This window comes from Collinsella sp. An307, assembly GCF_002161805.1.
In the GTDB taxonomy this organism is placed as follows: Bacteria; Actinomycetota; Coriobacteriia; order Coriobacteriales; family Coriobacteriaceae; genus Coprousia.
This window is the reverse complement of the sequence record NZ_NFIP01000003.1, coordinates 30,525-46,084: the sequence shown is the minus strand read 5'-3', so window position 1 is coordinate 46,084 and position 15,560 is coordinate 30,525. Positions and strand designations below refer to the sequence as shown.

14 protein-coding genes and 2 pseudogenes are annotated in these 15,560 nt (G+C 60.8%); 5 read left to right on the top strand and 11 right to left on the bottom strand.

Translation table 11 applies throughout. From position 1 onward, the window contains the following. The first annotated feature begins 4 nt into the window (after positions 1–4). Together B5F89_RS03315 and B5F89_RS03310 are read left to right on the top strand one after the other, a co-directional pair. Positions 5–2,080, top strand: coding sequence for a heavy metal translocating P-type ATPase (locus B5F89_RS03315; RefSeq protein WP_087430387.1), 2,076 nt, complete (start codon positions 5–7; stop codon positions 2,078–2,080). Between the two features lie 47 nt (positions 2,081–2,127). Then, a complete protein-coding gene (locus tag B5F89_RS03310) occupies positions 2,128–3,009 on the top strand; it encodes an acyl-CoA thioester hydrolase/BAAT C-terminal domain-containing protein (protein ID WP_087430386.1) in 882 nt (293 codons plus the stop codon). Positions 3,010–3,086: 77 nt separating this feature from the next. On the opposite strand, the gene B5F89_RS03305 is transcribed toward B5F89_RS03310, so the two are convergent. Further along, complete coding sequence (locus B5F89_RS03305; protein WP_204230565.1) at positions 3,087–3,485, bottom strand: HAD-IC family P-type ATPase; 399 nt, start codon at positions 3,483–3,485, stop codon at positions 3,087–3,089. A gap of 108 nt (positions 3,486–3,593) precedes the next feature. Here B5F89_RS03305 and B5F89_RS03300 point away from each other — a divergent pair. From B5F89_RS03300 to B5F89_RS03290, 3 genes and pseudogenes are all read left to right on the top strand, one after another. After that, positions 3,594–3,866 (top strand): annotated as a pseudogene (locus tag B5F89_RS03300) (transposase); the annotation flags it as partial. A gap of 189 nt (positions 3,867–4,055) precedes the next feature. Then, entirely contained in the window at positions 4,056–5,618 is a 1,563-nt protein-coding gene (gene istA / locus B5F89_RS03295) for an IS21 family transposase (protein ID WP_087430384.1), read from the top strand. Between the two features lie 195 nt (positions 5,619–5,813). Continuing rightward, positions 5,814–6,707: pseudogene (locus B5F89_RS03290) on the top strand (IS256 family transposase); the annotation flags it as partial. Between the two features lie 383 nt (positions 6,708–7,090). On the opposite strand, the gene B5F89_RS03285 reads toward B5F89_RS03290, so the two are convergent. The 10 genes from B5F89_RS03285 to B5F89_RS09970 all read right to left on the bottom strand — a co-directional run bounded on the left by B5F89_RS03285 (position 7,091) and on the right by B5F89_RS09970 (position 15,552). Further along, positions 7,091–9,631, bottom strand: coding sequence for a DEAD/DEAH box helicase family protein (locus tag B5F89_RS03285; RefSeq protein ID WP_087430383.1), 2,541 nt, complete (start codon positions 9,629–9,631; stop codon positions 7,091–7,093). A 14-nt stretch (positions 9,632–9,645) separates the two neighbouring features. Beyond that, on the bottom strand, positions 9,646–9,819 hold the full coding sequence (locus B5F89_RS10285; protein WP_204230563.1) for a hypothetical protein: 174 nt from the start codon (positions 9,817–9,819) through the stop codon (positions 9,646–9,648). Next, positions 9,794–9,997 carry a type I restriction enzyme endonuclease domain-containing protein gene (locus tag B5F89_RS10340; RefSeq protein WP_343206319.1) on the bottom strand — a complete coding sequence of 68 codons (204 nt, stop codon included), beginning with the start codon at positions 9,995–9,997 and terminating at the stop codon, positions 9,794–9,796. The genes B5F89_RS10285 and B5F89_RS10340 overlap by 26 nt, the downstream gene beginning before the upstream one ends. Positions 9,998–10,266: 269 nt before the next feature. After that, positions 10,267–10,737, bottom strand: a complete 471-nt coding sequence (tnpA, locus tag B5F89_RS03275; RefSeq protein WP_087430382.1) for an IS200/IS605 family transposase — start codon at positions 10,735–10,737, stop codon at positions 10,267–10,269. Positions 10,738–11,060: 323 nt separating this feature from the next. After that, a complete protein-coding gene (locus B5F89_RS03270) occupies positions 11,061–11,825 on the bottom strand; it encodes a trypsin-like peptidase domain-containing protein (protein WP_087430381.1) in 765 nt (254 codons plus the stop codon). Beyond that, on the bottom strand, positions 11,815–12,357 hold the full coding sequence (locus B5F89_RS03265) for a hypothetical protein (RefSeq protein ID WP_087430380.1): 543 nt from the start codon (positions 12,355–12,357) through the stop codon (positions 11,815–11,817). The genes B5F89_RS03270 and B5F89_RS03265 overlap by 11 nt, the downstream gene beginning before the upstream one ends. A 665-nt stretch (positions 12,358–13,022) precedes the next feature. Continuing rightward, on the bottom strand, positions 13,023–13,304 hold the full coding sequence (locus tag B5F89_RS03255; protein ID WP_087430379.1) for a hypothetical protein: 282 nt from the start codon (positions 13,302–13,304) through the stop codon (positions 13,023–13,025). A gap of 15 nt (positions 13,305–13,319) precedes the next feature. After that, positions 13,320–13,943, bottom strand: coding sequence for a DUF1700 domain-containing protein (locus tag B5F89_RS03250; RefSeq protein WP_143758330.1), 624 nt, complete (start codon positions 13,941–13,943; stop codon positions 13,320–13,322). Then, the gene (locus tag B5F89_RS03245; protein WP_187324847.1) at positions 13,930–14,250 is read right to left on the bottom strand and encodes a PadR family transcriptional regulator; all 321 of its coding nucleotides are present in this window, start codon (positions 14,248–14,250) and stop codon (positions 13,930–13,932) included. Before B5F89_RS03245 ends, B5F89_RS03250 begins: the two co-directional genes overlap by 14 nt. Before the next feature lie 1,086 nt (positions 14,251–15,336). Beyond that, entirely contained in the window at positions 15,337–15,552 is a 216-nt protein-coding gene (locus tag B5F89_RS09970; protein WP_143758329.1) for a hypothetical protein, read from the bottom strand. Positions 15,553–15,560: the final 8 nt, after the last annotated feature.

Below are 15,560 nucleotides of genomic sequence, written 5' to 3'. Positions count from 1 at the left end.
GCCCGTGCGATACGTCATCGAACACGAGGTGCCGGGGCGGCTGCGTCTTACGTTTGCCGATCACCTTGACGCGTCCGACGCCCTCGCCCTCGAGACCTCGCTCTCTTCGTGGACAGGCGTCGAGCGCGTGCGCTCCTACCCTCGCATTCGCTCGGTCGCCATCTGGTACCGCGACGCCCTTACAAGAACCTCCCTGCTCGATCGGCTGAACGAGCTCAGCCGCGTCCAGCTCGATGCTGCGAGCGCCCAAGCGCCCACGGCGCTCGCACCCGCGGTCCCGTCCGCCGCGCGCAGCATCATCCGCCTAGTGGGCAACCATCTCATCCGCCGCTGGCTCCTCCCACCCGCACTGAGGGCGGTATGGGCCGGCCTTCACTACCTCGGTTTTCTGCGCGCCGGCCTCACCTCGCTCATGCGGCACCGCCTCGATGTGCCGGTACTCGACGCCACGGCCATCGGCCTGTCGTTTGTCAAGCGCGACCCCAAAACCGCGGCGAGCACCATGTTCCTCCTCGACCTGGGAGAGGTCCTCGAGGACGCCACCCGTGAACGCTCAGAGCACGAACTCATTCGCTCCCTCATGGCCATTCCCCAAAACGCCCGGCGCCTCGAGGACGGCGAGGAGGTCACCGTGCCCGCCCAGAGTCTCCGCGCGGGCGACCTCGTCGTGGCGCGCACCGGCATGCCCGTGTGTGTCGACGGCGTGGTGGTACGCGGTGCGGCCATGGTCAACCAGGCGGCACTCACCGGCGAGCCGCTTGCCGTCGAGCGCATGGCCGGCGACGACGTCTTCGCCGGCACCGCGGTTGAAGAGGGCGAGATCGTCATCCGCGTGGGCGCCGAGCCCACATCGACCAAGCTCCGCTCCATCGTGAATCTCGTTGAAGCCTCCGAGCAGCTCAAAAGCGAGATCCAGACGCGCCGCGAGCACCTCGCGGACCGCTTCGTGCCGTGGAACTTCCTGCTTGCGGGGCTTGTGGCGGCGACCACGAAAAGCCTTGCCAAGACATCGGCCGCCCTCATGGTCGACTACTCCTGCGCTCTCAGGCTCACGTCGTCCATCAGCGTGCTCGCCGCCATGAGCCAGAGCGCGCACGAAGGCATGGCCGTCAAGGGTGCCAAGCATTTCGAGGCCATCGCCGCCGCCGACACCATCGTGTTCGATAAGACGGGAACGCTCACCGAGGCGACGCCCCGGGTCGCGCGCGTGCTCGCCCTCGTGCCCGATTGGACCGAGGACGAGGTGCTGCGCACCTCGGCCTGCCTGGAGGAGCATTTCCCGCATCCCGTGGCGCGCGCCGTGGTGGCGGCCGCCGCCGCGCGCGGCCTCGAGCATCGCGAGCGCCATGCCGAGGTTGCCTATATCGTGGCGCACGGCATCGCATCGGCGCTCGATGGCAAGAGAATCGTCATCGGAAGCCGCCACTTCGTGATGGAGGACGAGCACGTCGAAGTCGCTCCCGAGGCAGAGGCGCGCATCGACGGCGACCTCGAAGGCCTCTCACCGCTCTACCTCGCCCAAGACGGAAAGCTGGTGGGCGTGCTCGGCATCGAAGATCCCTTAAAGGCAGGAGTGCCCGAGGCAATTGCGGCGCTTCGCTCACAGGGCATCGACCACATCATCATGCTCACCGGCGATAACGAGCGCACCGCCGCACGCATCGCCACCGAGGCGGGCATCACCGAGTACCGGGCTGACCTGCTCCCTGAGGAAAAGCATGCCTACGTGGAGGCGCTCGTGGCTCGCGGACAACGCGTCGTCATGGTGGGCGACGGCGTTAACGACGCGCCGGCGCTCTCCGCCGCCGACGTGGGTATCGCCATGGGCACGGGCACCGCCATCGCGCAGGAGGTCGCCGACGTCACGCTCGCCGCGGGCGGGCTCGACGCCATCGTGCGCCTGCACGCGCTCAGCCGCTCCCTCATGGGGCGCCTCGACCGCTCGTTCACCGCGGTTATGGGCATCAACTCGGCTCTTCTCGCTGCGGGAATCATCGGCATCATCCGACCCCAGACCTCGGCGCTCCTGCACAACGGCACCACCATCGCGCTGGCCGCAAAAAGCGCTCGACGTCTCTAGGAAGCATCAAACGGTCCGCTGTGGGGCCTGTCGTTGGGAAGTGGGACATGGAACGGTTCACCGTCGAGCAAGACGGCTTCTTCGGATTCCTCCACTTGCCGGAGCGGCACGTTGAAGCGTACTCCGGCAAGGCGCTCATCGTGCTCGGCGGCAGCGAGGGCAACGAGAACATCCCGCGCAACCTCGGTGCGCGTTTCGCACGGGAGGGCATCGCGGCGCTCGGCCTGTGCTACTGGAACGTGCCGGGACTCCCCGACGAGCTCATCGAGGTGCCGATCGAGCCAATCGAGCGTGCCGTCGCCCATCTCCGCCAGCGTGGCTTTGACCGCGTGGGAATCTACGGCATCTCCAAGGGCGGCGAGCTTGCGCTTCTCGCCGCCTCGCTCATGCCTCAGATCACCTGCGTCGTCGCCATCTCCCCGCTCGCCTGCGCCATGCCGGGCATCACTGGCAACAAAAGCATTGCCGGCAAGGGCCTGAGCGACCGCTCGAGCTGGACCTGGCGCGGCGAGCCCGTGCCCTGCGCGCCGGGCGGCGGGAGGCTCCCCTACCTCGGCATCATCCGCCGTATCGTCGCCGAGCGCCAGCTCGACATGCGCTTCGTCTACGAGCGGATCGTTGAGCGCGCGCCCGACGATGCCTGGATTGCCGTGGAGCGCATCAACGGGCCCGTCCTTCTCGCCAGCCCATCGCATGACGCCATGTGGCCGAGCGACGAGGCCTGTCGGATCGTCGAGCAGCGCCTCGCCGAGCATGCCCATCCCTTCGAGATCACGCGACGCTCCTACGAGTACGCGAGCCACATCCTCGTGCCCATGGAGACACCCTCGCTCAGGCTCTTCCGCGTCGAGCGCGCCCACCCCGAAGCATGCCGGCAAAGCCGCGAGGACGCCTTCACCCAGACGCTCGCGTTTCTCGCCCGGTGGTAACGGATGCTTCTACAGCGACGCCTCGTAAGCGTCAATCATCAAGCTCGCCGCTAGGCCGAATACCGCCCCTAGCAGCCTTACCGAACGCGCGGCTTCCATCCCAGTAGAAGCGCGGAGTTGACGATAACGAGCACCGAGCCCGCGTTGTGCACGAGGGCGCCCACCACAGGGTTCAGGACGCCCGAGATGGCGAGCGCGATCGCGATGAAGTTGAGCGTCATCGAGAACGTGAGGTTGATCTTGATGGTCGTCATCATGCGGCGGGAGAGGCGCAGGAGGTGCGGCAGCTCGGCGATGTCATCGTTCACGAGTGCGATGTCCGCCGCGTCAACGGCGATATCGCTGCCGACGCCTCCCATGGCGATGCCCACAAGCGCGCGCTTGAGCGCAGGCGCGTCGTTGACGCCGTCGCCGACCATACAAACGCCCTTGCCCGCGCGCTCCGAGTCATCGATGAAGGAGAGGGTAACGTACAATTTCTTGCGCACTTTGACAGCGGAATAGCGTCCAGGTAAGAAAGGAGGGCACGGCCCGCCCCGGTATGATTCGAGTTGCCTAGACAAGAAGCATATTGGAGGTAGACCATGCCCGATTCCATTGTATCTTTGAACGAGGAGTCGCTGAGGGCCGACCTGCGCGAGCTCGTCAGGAGGACCGTCGAGGAGATGCTCAACGGCCTCCTGGACGAGGAGGCCGACGACCTGGTCGGCGCGGAGCGCTACGAGCGGACGGCTGATCGCGAGGCGTACCGCGCCGGCCATTACGAGCGCAAGCTCACGACGACGTCCGGCGAGGTCACGATCCGCATGCCAAAGCTCAAGGGGATGCGCTTCACCACGGCGATCATCGAGCGCTACTGAGTAATCGTCCTTCTCGGTACCGGGTGTAGCACGAATCGATACCGCCTCGCGCCCACGCAGATATTCCCTTTCGATACCACCGATATTCCGCCTCGATACCGGCCGCAGATGCCACCGCGCCGCGGCATCGCGCCAGCGCTACGCTCGCAGCGCCATGTGTTCCAGCGAGACAAGGAGGTATCGGGCATGGCGAGAAGGATACCCGTGAGGGAGATACTGAGGCTCAGGGCATCGGGGCTGTCGGCGACCGTGATAGCGCGGACGCAGCCGGTCTCCAAGACGAGCGTGGTCGACACGTTCCACGCCGCCGACGAGAGGGGCGTCGCCTGGGAGGACGTCGAGGGGATGTCGGACGCGGAGGCCTACGCGCTGCTGTTCCCCGAGAGGGTGCATGAGGGGCCCGTCTACCGCGACCCCGACTGGGACCGCGTGCACCGCGAGCTCGCCCGGGTCGGCGTCACGCTGAAGCGGCTGCACGAGGAGTACCGCGACGATGCGAGGTCGAAGGGCGAGCCCTTCATGTCCTACGGCCGGTTCTGCAAGCGCTACCGGGAGTTCACGGTGAGAAAGCAGGTGGTGAGCCGGGTCGGGCACAAGGCCGGGCGCATCATGGAGGTCGACTGGGCCGGGCCGACGATGCGGCTCGTCGATCCCGCGACGGGCGAGGTCTCCAAGGTCTACCTGTTCGTGGCCTGCCTGCCCTTCAGCCGGATGTCCTACGTCGAGCCGACGCTGGACATGAAGCAGGATACATGGCTCCGCTGCCACGTGCACGCGTTCGCCTACCTCGGCGGCTCGACGCCCTGCATCGTGCCCGACAACCTGAAGACCGGGGTCAAGAGCCATCCCCGCGAGGGCGAGGTCGTGCCCAACGGCGCGTACCGGGAGATGGCGGCCCACTACGGCTCGGCCGTGATGCCGGCACGCGTCGCGACCCCTCGCGACAAGCCGAGCGCGGAAAGCGAGGTCTGGCAGGCCGCACTGGAGATCATCGCGGCCCTGCGCGACACCGTGTTCACCGACTTCAACGAGCTCAAGAGGGCCGTGGCGGAGCGACTGGAGGAGCACAACGCGCGCCCCTTCGCCAAGCGCGAGGGAACGCGCCGACAGGTCTTCGAGGAGCAGGAGGAGCCGCTGCTCCACCCGCTCCCCGCCGTCCCCTACGAGGTCTGCGAGTGGGTCTACGGTCGCAAGGTCCAGCGCAACCGCCACGTCGCCTACAGGCGCAACTACTATTCCGTGAGCCATCTCGCGGTCGGGAGGACGGTCGACCTGAGGGTCACGGACTCGACGGTGGAGGTCTTCCTCGGAGGCGAGCGGCGCGCCACGCATCCGCTGTTCCCGGCCTACGCCCGGAACCGCTACTCGACGCACGCCGGCGACCTGCCCGTGGGGAGGTCGTACTCCGATTGGGACGCCGGGCGCATAAGGAGGTGGGCGGACCGCGTCGGCCCGTCCTGCAGGGAGGTGGTGGACCGCATCTTCCAACGAGTGGACTACGAGGAGCAGGGCTTCAACGCGGCCCTCGCGGCGCTCAGGCTCGAGCACCGCTACACCAGGCCCAGGCTCGAGCGCGCCTGCCAGATGGCGCTGGCCTCGGGCAGGCCGTCTCCCAGGTACAAGCACCTGAAGCCGATACTGGAGACCGGCCAGGACCTGGCAGCCGGGGCGCGGCCCGGCGACGACGGCGGCCCCGGCGACGACGAGGCCGGCTACGTGCGCGGCGCGGACTTCTACGGGGAGGTGTAGGGCGATGGAGCTCTCGACGGAGACCAAGAGGAAGCTGCGCGACATGGGCGAGATGAACATGAGGAGGAAGCTGGGGGCCGGTTTCGAATAGGGCGCGCCTCACCGGTACCTATCGAAGACGCCGGCGGTATCGACTCGCGATGCCGCCGGTATCAGATCGCAATATCAGACGGTATCAAAAGGGGCAAATACTCACGTTACCGGCGCCGGGAGACCAGCGTCGAGGAGGCCATGATAGAGATGTACCTCGCCGGCGTCTCGACGCGCAGGATTGAGGACGTGAGCGAGATCCTGTGGGGGTCGTCGGTGTCCGCGGCGACCGTCTCCAACCTCAACGAGAGGGCGTTCGAGGCCGTGGAGGCGTGGAGGAACAGGCCCCTCGAGCGGGCGTACCCCTACGTCTACGTGGACGGAATCTACCTCAAGCGCAGCTGGGGAGGCTCCTACGAGAACGTGGCCGTGATGGTGGCGATAGGTGTCAACGACGACGGCTACCGCGAGGTCATAGGCGCGGCCGAGGGCTTCACGGAGTCCTCGGAGTGCTGGCGGGAGTTCCTCTCCCGGCTGAGGTCGCGCGGCCTGCGCGGGGTTCGCATGTTCACGGGCGACAAGGCCGCCGGCATGGTGGGGTCGATCGCCGAGGTCTTCCCGGAGGCCGCCTACCAGCGCTGCACGGTCCACTTCTACAGAAACGTTCTGGCGAGGGTGCCGAAGACCAGGCGCCCGAGGGTCGCCGCCATGCTGAAGGCGATCCACGCGATGGAGTCGCCCGAGGCCGCCGAGGCCAAGGCCCTCGAGGTTGCATCCGAACTCGAGAAGTCCAAGCTCAGGGAGGCCGCCATGGTCGTCAGGGACGGCTGCGCCGAGACGCTGACGTACGCCAGGTTCCCCCGCGAGCACTGGCGGAGGATCAGGACCAACAACGCCATCGAGCGCCTCAACCGCGAGATTCGCAGACGCACGCGCGTGGTCGGCACCTTCCCCGACGGCAGGTCGGCCCTCATGCTCGTGACCGCGAGGCTCAAGTACGTTGCGGAGAGCTCCTGGGGCTCCCGGCGCTACCTGGACGTGACTCTGCTGGATGAGTAGCCGTACCGGAAGGCGGGTCAGTTAGGCTGTCGGAAAGTGCGCAAGGATCTTGACGGTACCGGAGCGCAAGCAGAAGCATCGCGGGCACTGATCGCCATTTGCAGCAAGCCTCACACAAAAGCGGTGCCGGTTCCGCCTGAAACCGACACCGCCATCTATTGCGCCGCTCGTCAACAGCCGATCTCCATCTCACCTAGAAGGTCCTCCCCTCCTGCATGAACTCGGGGATGTTGGCATGGATGGATGCCGCCAAAACTTCTGGGTATCCGTTATCCAGCAGTTGTCTCTTCTGAAAACTAAGATCAGCCGTTGTAATGACCAAGATTGAAAAACATCTCAAGCGCTTTAATACGCTCGGTTTTGGCGAGGAATCCACAACGAGACTACCCTTGTTCCTTAGCTATGAATGTTTCAACCCTGGTATCAAGGATCTGGTCGGGGCGAAGGTTGTGCTGGTCGATTAGCATCTCGCATTCCGCCAATCGACCTCTCTCATTAAGCGTTCCATGACTTAGGATCGCAATCAATTGACCAATCGATTTTACAAGTCCGTTAAGCTTATTAAGCGTAAGCACTAATGCTGATTCTGCACTTGCATTCTTGTATGCCAAATTATTTGGATGAACAGATATTGCAAAACATTTCATTTTTGGATACTGAGCTCGTAACCACTCTTTTGCGACCTGAAGCTGTCCATGCTCTTGTTTCGTGAGCGGATTATCCGAAAGTTTTTCGTTTTTTGCTTCAAAGGCAAAAGCAATATCCTCTTCTTCAAAAACCCAGGCAACGTCGGGTCCGTCACCGTTATCGTCGTAACGTTTCGAGCTGGCACCAAGGTATTTCCCCAGCAGCTCGAGTTTTGATTCGAATTCTCTTGAATCGCATTGCTCCGATAAGGATTTCAAGTCTGTGTCGAATTTCGTCGACACATCGCTGCTTTTTCGAGTTTGGTGCGAAATGAATTCAATTATCTTTCTTGCTTGCAAGCTAACGCCAGAGCCTGAGCTAGAGAACATGGGCTTAGCAAGTGAACGGTTGAGCCCGTTTGCGCGAGTCTGTAGCTCTTTGGAAGTCTCTACATCGTCATCCGAATAGGCAATTTGAGCTGCCAGGCGGAGGACAAGTCCCTTTACTGAATTGTCTATATTTTCACTATTCGTAAATTGTTTTAGGAGCTCGACAGCTCGACCACTCCTGCCTTTGCGCCATTCGTTTAGCGCTTTTCTTTCACAGAGAGCAAAATCTTCGAGCATGCTGTCGTCAACAAATTCAAAATCGTTGACCTTATCTGCCACATAGCTTGACAAATAGGCTGCAAAATCGGGGTCGTCATTGACTCCCTGATCGATAACCTCAACGAAGTCTTCTGCTGACTTTACTTCGTTCATAATGCCTTGCCCGCATTCGATTTGGGCTCTTGTTGTAGGGGTCAAGAACACAGCATGGCGGTTGTCATTAACCCACTCGCAAAGATCGAATCCAATCAAAGCAACGACACAGTAATCACCCGAACCCCTTGTACCTCTGCCCATTGCTTGCTCAATGTTTTGGGCGATTGAGCGGGCATAGACTTTGCTATGGACTAGGATTTTCGACATCAATTTATGGTGATCGGACATCCCCTTGGGGATGCCTGAGACGACAAGCATACGGCATGCATCGCCTGGCAAGTCAATACCGTTGTATCGATTTGCAAATACAATTGGTGTGTCCAGCTTACTTACCTTCAGGGCGTTTACAGCCTGAACAACCTCGCTTCCTTTTACAGTGGGGATTCCCAATTGTTCCCATTGCTCTGCAGTTGCAAAGCTCGGTTCGAGGACTACGACGCCCTTTTTGTCTTTCGCAAGGGCAATCATTTTCTCGACGAGCGCGGTTCGAAGCTCTTCTTTTGCCCCAATCTCGAGAACCATCCTCCGCCCTACACCAGCAAGTGTTTTGGGGGAGATGACGTTGATGTCATCTTTCTTGCATCCAAACGATCTAACGATTGCACTTTCGTCAGCAAACGTTGCAGACATGTACACTCTTCTAGGTGCTTCTTCGAATGTCGGAAACTTCTCCACAAGGGGAAGAATTGGAGTAATTGAGAATCTGTCACGACTCAGCGTTGCAAGACAGTACTTGAGATCGTCTTTGATGAGATCCCAGCCAAAGCTTATAGAGTTTGCCGTAAGCGTGCCTTTTTTATTTGATGCTGCGAAATCAGAAATGCTTCGGGCGACCTTCTGTCGATGCTTTTCCCACGCCCAGAATGGGACCTCCAGCACCTCTTCGCCAGCTGTGCGAGTCCCAGAAACGAAATCGTCGAAAGTTGACACTTTATCGATATCATCAAAGCTTGAGCGAAAGAGCGTCGCAACTTCTTGATATAAGCCAGGCGCATCCGATGCATTTATCTCCACCGTGAATGCGCTTCGAACCGAGTCAAAGGAAGAGTGTGCATCATCTATGATGATTACTGAAACTTCCTCGGCTTCGGGTCCTCCTTCCAAGCCGAAGGAGGACTTGCCGTTAAAGAGGGCTTGATAATGGGCAACGAGAATCGTTGAGCCATTTCTGAAATCCGCAGTAAGCGATCCCCTTCCGTTATATTCGGAAGCGGGTATTCCAAGTGTCCTTGCTTGTTCGCACACTTGATGGACAAGCTGTTTGTTGTCGACAAGGTACAATGCTCCACGTTTTAGCTCTCGTGCACTAGAGAGGGCAATCAGCAGGCCTATAAGGGTTTTGCCGCCTCCCGTATTAAGCTTGATAACGGTGTCTTTCGTTTTTCTGTTAGCAAACCATGCATCAAGTACCTCAGCCTGGCTGCTATGTAAATCATCAAAGGATTGGGGTTTCGGCAGCCTATCGAAAATCTCATCAGGCTTTATGCGCAGCGTAGGGTTCTGCGATGCTGCCATCTTTTTAAAATCAACCATTTGATAGTCCTTAGCTATGCTGTTCGACGTTGCAAATCAGATGTTGCCTGTTTTGACCATTTCATCGCTTCGAAGCTGCAGTTCGATTCTGCCTTGAGGTTTTCAGTTTGTTCCAGGACCTTCTCAGATACCTCTTCGTCCCGCTCCTGCGGATAACCGTTCTTATAAAGCAGAACGGTAAGGTCCATGTTGAGCTGGTTTTATAATGTTATCACGCGTTGACCAGTCAGCGTATTGAGCCTTGTCGTCGACGGGTTCCTTGATAGCCTTGGCGAGAACAAGGTACTTCTCCTCCTCGTAGGGAAAGCCATGCTCGTTGCGCACCTTCACGAGGATGTCGCAGAAGGCCTTCTCCTCGAATGTAATGCCGAGCTTCTCGAACGACTTCTCGTCTTCGTCCAGCTCCTTATATTGTAGCGCGCCTTGCCGCCTCGGTCGCCGCTCTCGTCCACGAATATGCTGAGCTCTCTCGCCAGGGGCTCCTTATCGGGGCAGATAATCAAAACCACCCCTAAAAGGGGTGGTTTGCTCTTAGGGTATAACCCTTGGGTTGCCGGCACGCGTCTAAAGGCGCCGGCCCTCACGGGGTTCGGGCCGCATGCAGATTGACCCGTGACGGGCCGGTCGAACCGGCGCTATTTCCGCTTCGGCCCCCTATCGAAGGGGTCCTCGTACTCCTTGACGCTCAGCCGGTCGAGCGCGATGTCGGCCTTCTCCTGCTCCCGGATGTACTTCGCGATCGTCGCCTCGTTCAGGCCGACGGTGGACACGTAGTAGCCCTCGGCCCAGAACTTCCTGTTGCCGAACTTGTACCTCATGTTCGCGTGCCTGTCGAATATCATCAGCGAGCTCTTCCCCTTCAGGCAGCCCATCACGCTGGACACGCTGTACTTCGGCGGTATCGCCAGCAGCATATGGACGTGGTCGGGCATCAGGTGCCCCTCGATGATCTCCATCCCCTTGTACCGGCAGAGCTTCCTGAAGATCTCCCCAAGGTCGGCCCTCACTTGGTTGTAGACGACTTTGCGCCTACGCTTCGGCGTGAACACGACGTGGTGCCTGCACATCCACTTCGCGTGCGACAGGCTGTAGGCCTTCTGGGCCATACGCCATCACCGCCCTCCCCACTCGGATTCCCTGCGGCCTGAACAATCGCAAGTGTCCGGCGAGGGGGCGGCTTTGTAAAGCCGGTTGGCGCCACCCGCATAGCGGGTGGTTTCTGATGCGCCGCGCTGCGCGCGGCGCACAGGCTAAAGCCTTTAACAAGAGCGAGGCCCAGTGGGTCCCGCCCTTACAAAACCCGAAGGCTTTCCATGTGTCTGTACTATGAGCCGTTGGGGAGCCAGATGTCAACCAGCATACCGAGCTCAGTCACCTCATCCTAGGGAAAGGAGCAAAGGGGCGTCACTGCTTTTGACGGCGCTCTTAGCTACAGCAGACCTTCCACGAAAGGTTTGAGCTTGACGAGCATCGCGTCGCTTCTGATGACTGTACCTAAATCGAGGTGCTCACTCTTCTCCTTCGTAATCGTTTGAGTGATTACGCCCATGAACAGCAGCCTGGAGCCGATGGCAATTCCGTCGGTCGTGGGATAGCTGCCCTGGTTGAGAATGAAGGCGGGACTGCCGCTGGAGCCCTCGAATACAGATGCGTCAACGAGGAACTCGCGCTTACCCTTGTAGTCGTTCCAAGCGGGCGTGGAAGTCCAGCCTTGCCTGATGAGGGGGGTCTTGTTGTAGTCGTCGTAGAGCCCGCTGGGGTATCCGATAAAGGTGATTTGCTCGAGCGCCGCCAAATTGTCCAGCACACTCTTCTTCGGGATGAGTCCAGAGTCGATGGATCGGTAGAAGGGCCTCTTCCCGTTTTCTTCAAGCATGCTGAGAACAGGGGCCACCGGCATCGCAACCAAGTCGAGCTCTCCGAGCTTCTTCCCCTCGATGAATGACTTGTCGAAGTTCACGCTGATGGTCTCGCGTGACGGGGCGTCACCTTCGGCCAGATTGATGACGAAGCGACCCTGAATCACATCCTTGAGGACATGGTGATTGGTAATGAGCAGGGGCACGTTTCGCCCGTCTTCAAGGTCATAGGAAAAGAAGAATCCTGTACCCGAGACGCCCGTGCCTTCGGTAGTAATGCCCACGATAGGGACCGTGGTAAAGAGCAGCTGTGTGCTCGTATCATTAATGTTCATCGGTCTTGGTCTCCTTGTCATCGGGATCCGCCAGGTGTTCTAGGACGCGCTCGGCCAGATCAGATTTGCCCTGCTTCTCTTCTTTTCGGATAAAGATAAAAGCGACAAAGAGTCCTACTGCGCCACACGGTGCTACGCAGAGCATCAAGATACCGGGCAAAGATGCGAGATTGACAGATGACGACAAACCCCCGAGAAACCAGCCCAGGAACGTTGTCGCAAGACCTAAAAGGATGTCAGGTTTGTAGGAAGGGCGTTCCTGCTTGGCCTGAAGGAGCATCTCCCTTGCTTTTCTCAGGTCGCTGTCGCGCTGTCCGACGTATGATTCCTGCAGGTATTCATTGGGAATGCGAACCTCGTGGTCCTGGCGCACGGCGACGTGCTCCCGGTCATTTATGAGGTGGATGCCGTTACTTGCCTCTCCAACGCTAGTATTGTCGCCCATGTGCTCGAATACGCTGTCGAGGTCAGCCCACCTGACTCTATGGGCAAGCGCCTGGTCTTGTGGTGGGTTCTCTTGACCTTTCTCCACCAGATCTCCTTAGAACAAGGTCCTAGCGTCTTGCGGAGGTTTATGGTCACAGCAGAGACGCCATGGTTCAACCAATATATCGATGGATAGATTATACCGTGCGGCTGATATGGCGACCAAGGGATGCTGTCGGCACGGCTGTGGGGTGCTAGTGACTTGCAGATTGCTGGTGACAGGCTACTACTAGCGGCGTGGCTTTGCTGTTGGCTCACTCCGCCGCCCGCCTCACGGCGCCGGGGGTTTCTCGGCGCAGTGAGGCGGGCGGCGGTTGTTCTAGCTGTTCTGTGCCAATAGGTTGTTTACACCCGGGTAGTGACAAATAGGGAGGGCTCCCACATGCTGTGAGTTGTCTAGACGAACAGCAGAGGAGCCCTCCCATGGAGCAACATCCTAACGCAAGGCTCACCCCGAGGGGACGCGAGACGCTCGTCTCGCGCATAGAGTCCGGCCTCGGCGTCGCCGAGACCGCGCGTCAGATGGGCGTCAACCGCCAGACGGCGAGCAAGTGGCTGCGCCGCAGCAGGTCCGGAGAGCCCATGTCCGACCGCAGTAGCCGCCCGCGCAGGCTCGCGAGGTCCACGCCGCGCGAGGTCGAGGACCGGGTCCGCGAGGCGCGCTCGTCGCTGCCGCTCGCCCCGCCCGGGCTGGCGCCGGGCGCGCTATGCTTAGGGAGCGGTGGGCGCCTCCGGGGCAGCAGGGGACTCGGACGCGGTGATGCCGGAGGTGTCGACCTCGCCGATTCCAGCGAGCTGCTCGATGAGGGGGAGGCCCGTCGGGTCGTCCACCTCGACGCCGCCGAGCACGATGGTGTCGTCGCGCATGTCTATCTGGGTCGTGAAGACGGCCGGGTCGAAGCCCGAGGCGATAAAGCCGGTGCCCGCGAGGACGACGCCCGCGGCGACGAGCCCTCCCGCCACGGCGAGGTGGATCTTCTTCGCGCTGGTCATGATGCACTCTCCTTCCTATGCCGCGAGGTGCGCGGCCACGCCGCCCTTCTCGCCCCTGTCCTTCCAGAAGGGCGAGGCGACCTTCCTCGCCCAGAGCGCCGAGAGGCGCGCAATTTGTTTTGAGGCGGCCCAAGCGCCAGCACCAACGAAGAGCGCCGCGCCGACGAGGCCGAGCCCCACGCCCGCCGAGGCGAGGGCGTACGGGAAATGGCCGATGGTGACGCCGCTTACGGCAAACAGGAGCTCAACTACGCCCACGCCCCCGAGCGCCGCCGCGACGATCCACACGCAGAGCGCCAGCACCCAGATGCAGATATAGACCGTGACGGCCACGGCGGCGAAGGCGGCGAGCAGAGGCACCCACACCGGGGAGCCCACGATGGTCAGCACCCACAGCAGCGCGGTGCTGCGCCGGCGCGTCCTCGCGATCGCGCGCGGCACGGCGGGCAGGTCGTCGAGCGTGGCCTCCGCCACCTCGCCGGGCGTGCCCATGGCGGCCACGGCCTCCTCCTCGCTCATACCGTCCTCCATGCGGTCGGCGATGGCCTCCGCGTAGAAAGCCTTGGTCTCCTCCACCTGCTCGGCCGGAAGGCAGGAGAGCAGCTCGCCCAGCCGGCCCAGGAACTCATCGCGCATCATGGTGCGCCTCCTCAACGTATGCGTAGATCTCCTGCACGGACGGCCACTCGGCCAGGAACTCCTCGATGCGCTCGCGGCCTTCGTCCGTGATGCGGTAGTAGCGCCGCAGCCGACCGTTGTGCTCGGCGGAGCGCGCCGTGATGCATCCGGCTTTCTCCAGGCGCTTGAGCAGCGGGTAGAGCGTCGACTCCGTGAGCCCCATGCTCGCGGGCACGTCCTTCACGATCTGGTAGCCGTAGGACTCCTCGCCCGAGACGGCCGCGAGCACGCAGGCCTCGAGGAAGCCGCGCTTCATCTGGGCCTCCATCCGTACACCTCCCCTCGTCGTATACTGTGCTATACATACTATACGATACAAGGTCTTAGACGCCAACTCTCCTCGTGAAGATTCTCCGGTCCCTGCGCGCTGCGAACGTGATGTTGCGGGGCGGTTGGCATTATGCATGAAACGCAAAGCAACGCACAGGCGACAGCAGCAGTCCAACACTGGCTGGAGACGCCGGGATGCCAAGAGGGGGCACGCGCCGCGGTTGAGGACACCGCCCACCCCAGGGGACGCGATCGAATCAACCCGATAGCAAGGGGCCGGATGCCCGCTAATGCGCAGTGCGCGCGGTCGCGGATGACTGCCCGTCCCGAGCGGAAGCCATAGGCGCCAACGCGACCTGGTCACGGCGCCGTACCCCGAGATCCGGGGTACGGTCCACCTTTCGGCCCAACCATAAGATTCGAAAGACCGAAGACACCGAGAGAGATCCAGCCAGGACGGCGCCGGATGGCCTTCAACCCTGTCCACGGTCCGCGAGCTCAGGAATATTGCCCGCAGGCCGCGGGAAGAGCTCCATCCGAAAGCAATCATCGCCAGAAGCTCTAGCTCGCGAAACGTCCTCGTGAAGCCGCACGTGAGTGCACCCGAAACCACATGAGTCCACTATGAGCGCACTCTTTTCGCGTTTTGTTCCCGAAGCAAAAGGCCCCCGTCGGCCTGGCGCTCGACCCCATCAATAGGACACCATTGTTCTCCCGATGGAGCAGGACAACATATTCGTCTCGTTCATGCAGATAGATAGTGCCGTTGGCTTGCGTGTATCCAATTTGATCAAACATCACGGCATACACGATAAGGTACGAGAAAAACGAGGGAGACCGCATTCGGCCTCCCTCTTAGCGAAGTGAATCGTAGCCAGTGGCTGTACCGTCTTACGTTCCCGCAGACCAGAAGGGATGTGCAAGAGCGATGACCGAAAGAATCGTCGCAGGCGGCTTATTCACCCAAGAGTTCAACGGTTCCACTTTCAAATGCATGAGGAAATGCGAATGACCTCAATGCGCTCCCGAACTCAGCGTTGACGCAAACTCCGATTCCGTCGAGCGAAGACTGGCTAATAATGAGTCACAACACCGTCTCCAAGGCTGATATGCCTAAGATGGCTTCCAACTGGGGGCGGGGTTTGCCAATAGGAACAACATGAAGAAATGCAGTCTCCTGGGAGTCCTGCTCAGTGATTCCGTCAGCGTTCTTCTCAAGGCAATCCAGAAGAGCAATCAGATCGCCCATCACGTCAGGTGACGGAGTTGGCATGGAGGGCAGGTTCTTGTTGGTTTCCACCTATTGTA

Excerpts from the sequence above, each read along its gene's own strand:
- B5F89_RS03270 (WP_087430381.1), bottom strand. The coding sequence starts at position 11,825 with ATGAACATTAATGATACGAGCACACAGCTGCTCTTTACCACGGTCCCT.
- B5F89_RS03250 (WP_143758330.1), bottom strand. The coding sequence starts at position 13,943 with ATGATGCGCGATGAGTTCCTGGGCCGGCTGGGCGAGCTGCTCTCCTGC.
- B5F89_RS03255 (WP_087430379.1), bottom strand. The coding sequence starts at position 13,304 with ATGACCAGCGCGAAGAAGATCCACCTCGCCGTGGCGGGAGGGCTCGTC.
- istA (WP_087430384.1), top strand. The coding sequence starts at position 4,056 with ATGGCGAGAAGGATACCCGTGAGGGAGATACTGAGGCTCAGGGCATCG.
- B5F89_RS10285 (WP_204230563.1), bottom strand. The coding sequence starts at position 9,819 with ATGGACCTTACCGTTCTGCTTTATAAGAACGGTTATCCGCAGGAGCGG.
- tnpA (WP_087430382.1), bottom strand. The coding sequence starts at position 10,737 with ATGGCCCAGAAGGCCTACAGCCTGTCGCACGCGAAGTGGATGTGCAGG.
- B5F89_RS03245 (WP_187324847.1), bottom strand. The coding sequence starts at position 14,250 with ATGGAGGCCCAGATGAAGCGCGGCTTCCTCGAGGCCTGCGTGCTCGCG.
- B5F89_RS03285 (WP_087430383.1), bottom strand. The coding sequence starts at position 9,631 with ATGGTTGATTTTAAAAAGATGGCAGCATCGCAGAACCCTACGCTGCGC.
- B5F89_RS03310 (WP_087430386.1), top strand. The coding sequence starts at position 2,128 with ATGGAACGGTTCACCGTCGAGCAAGACGGCTTCTTCGGATTCCTCCAC.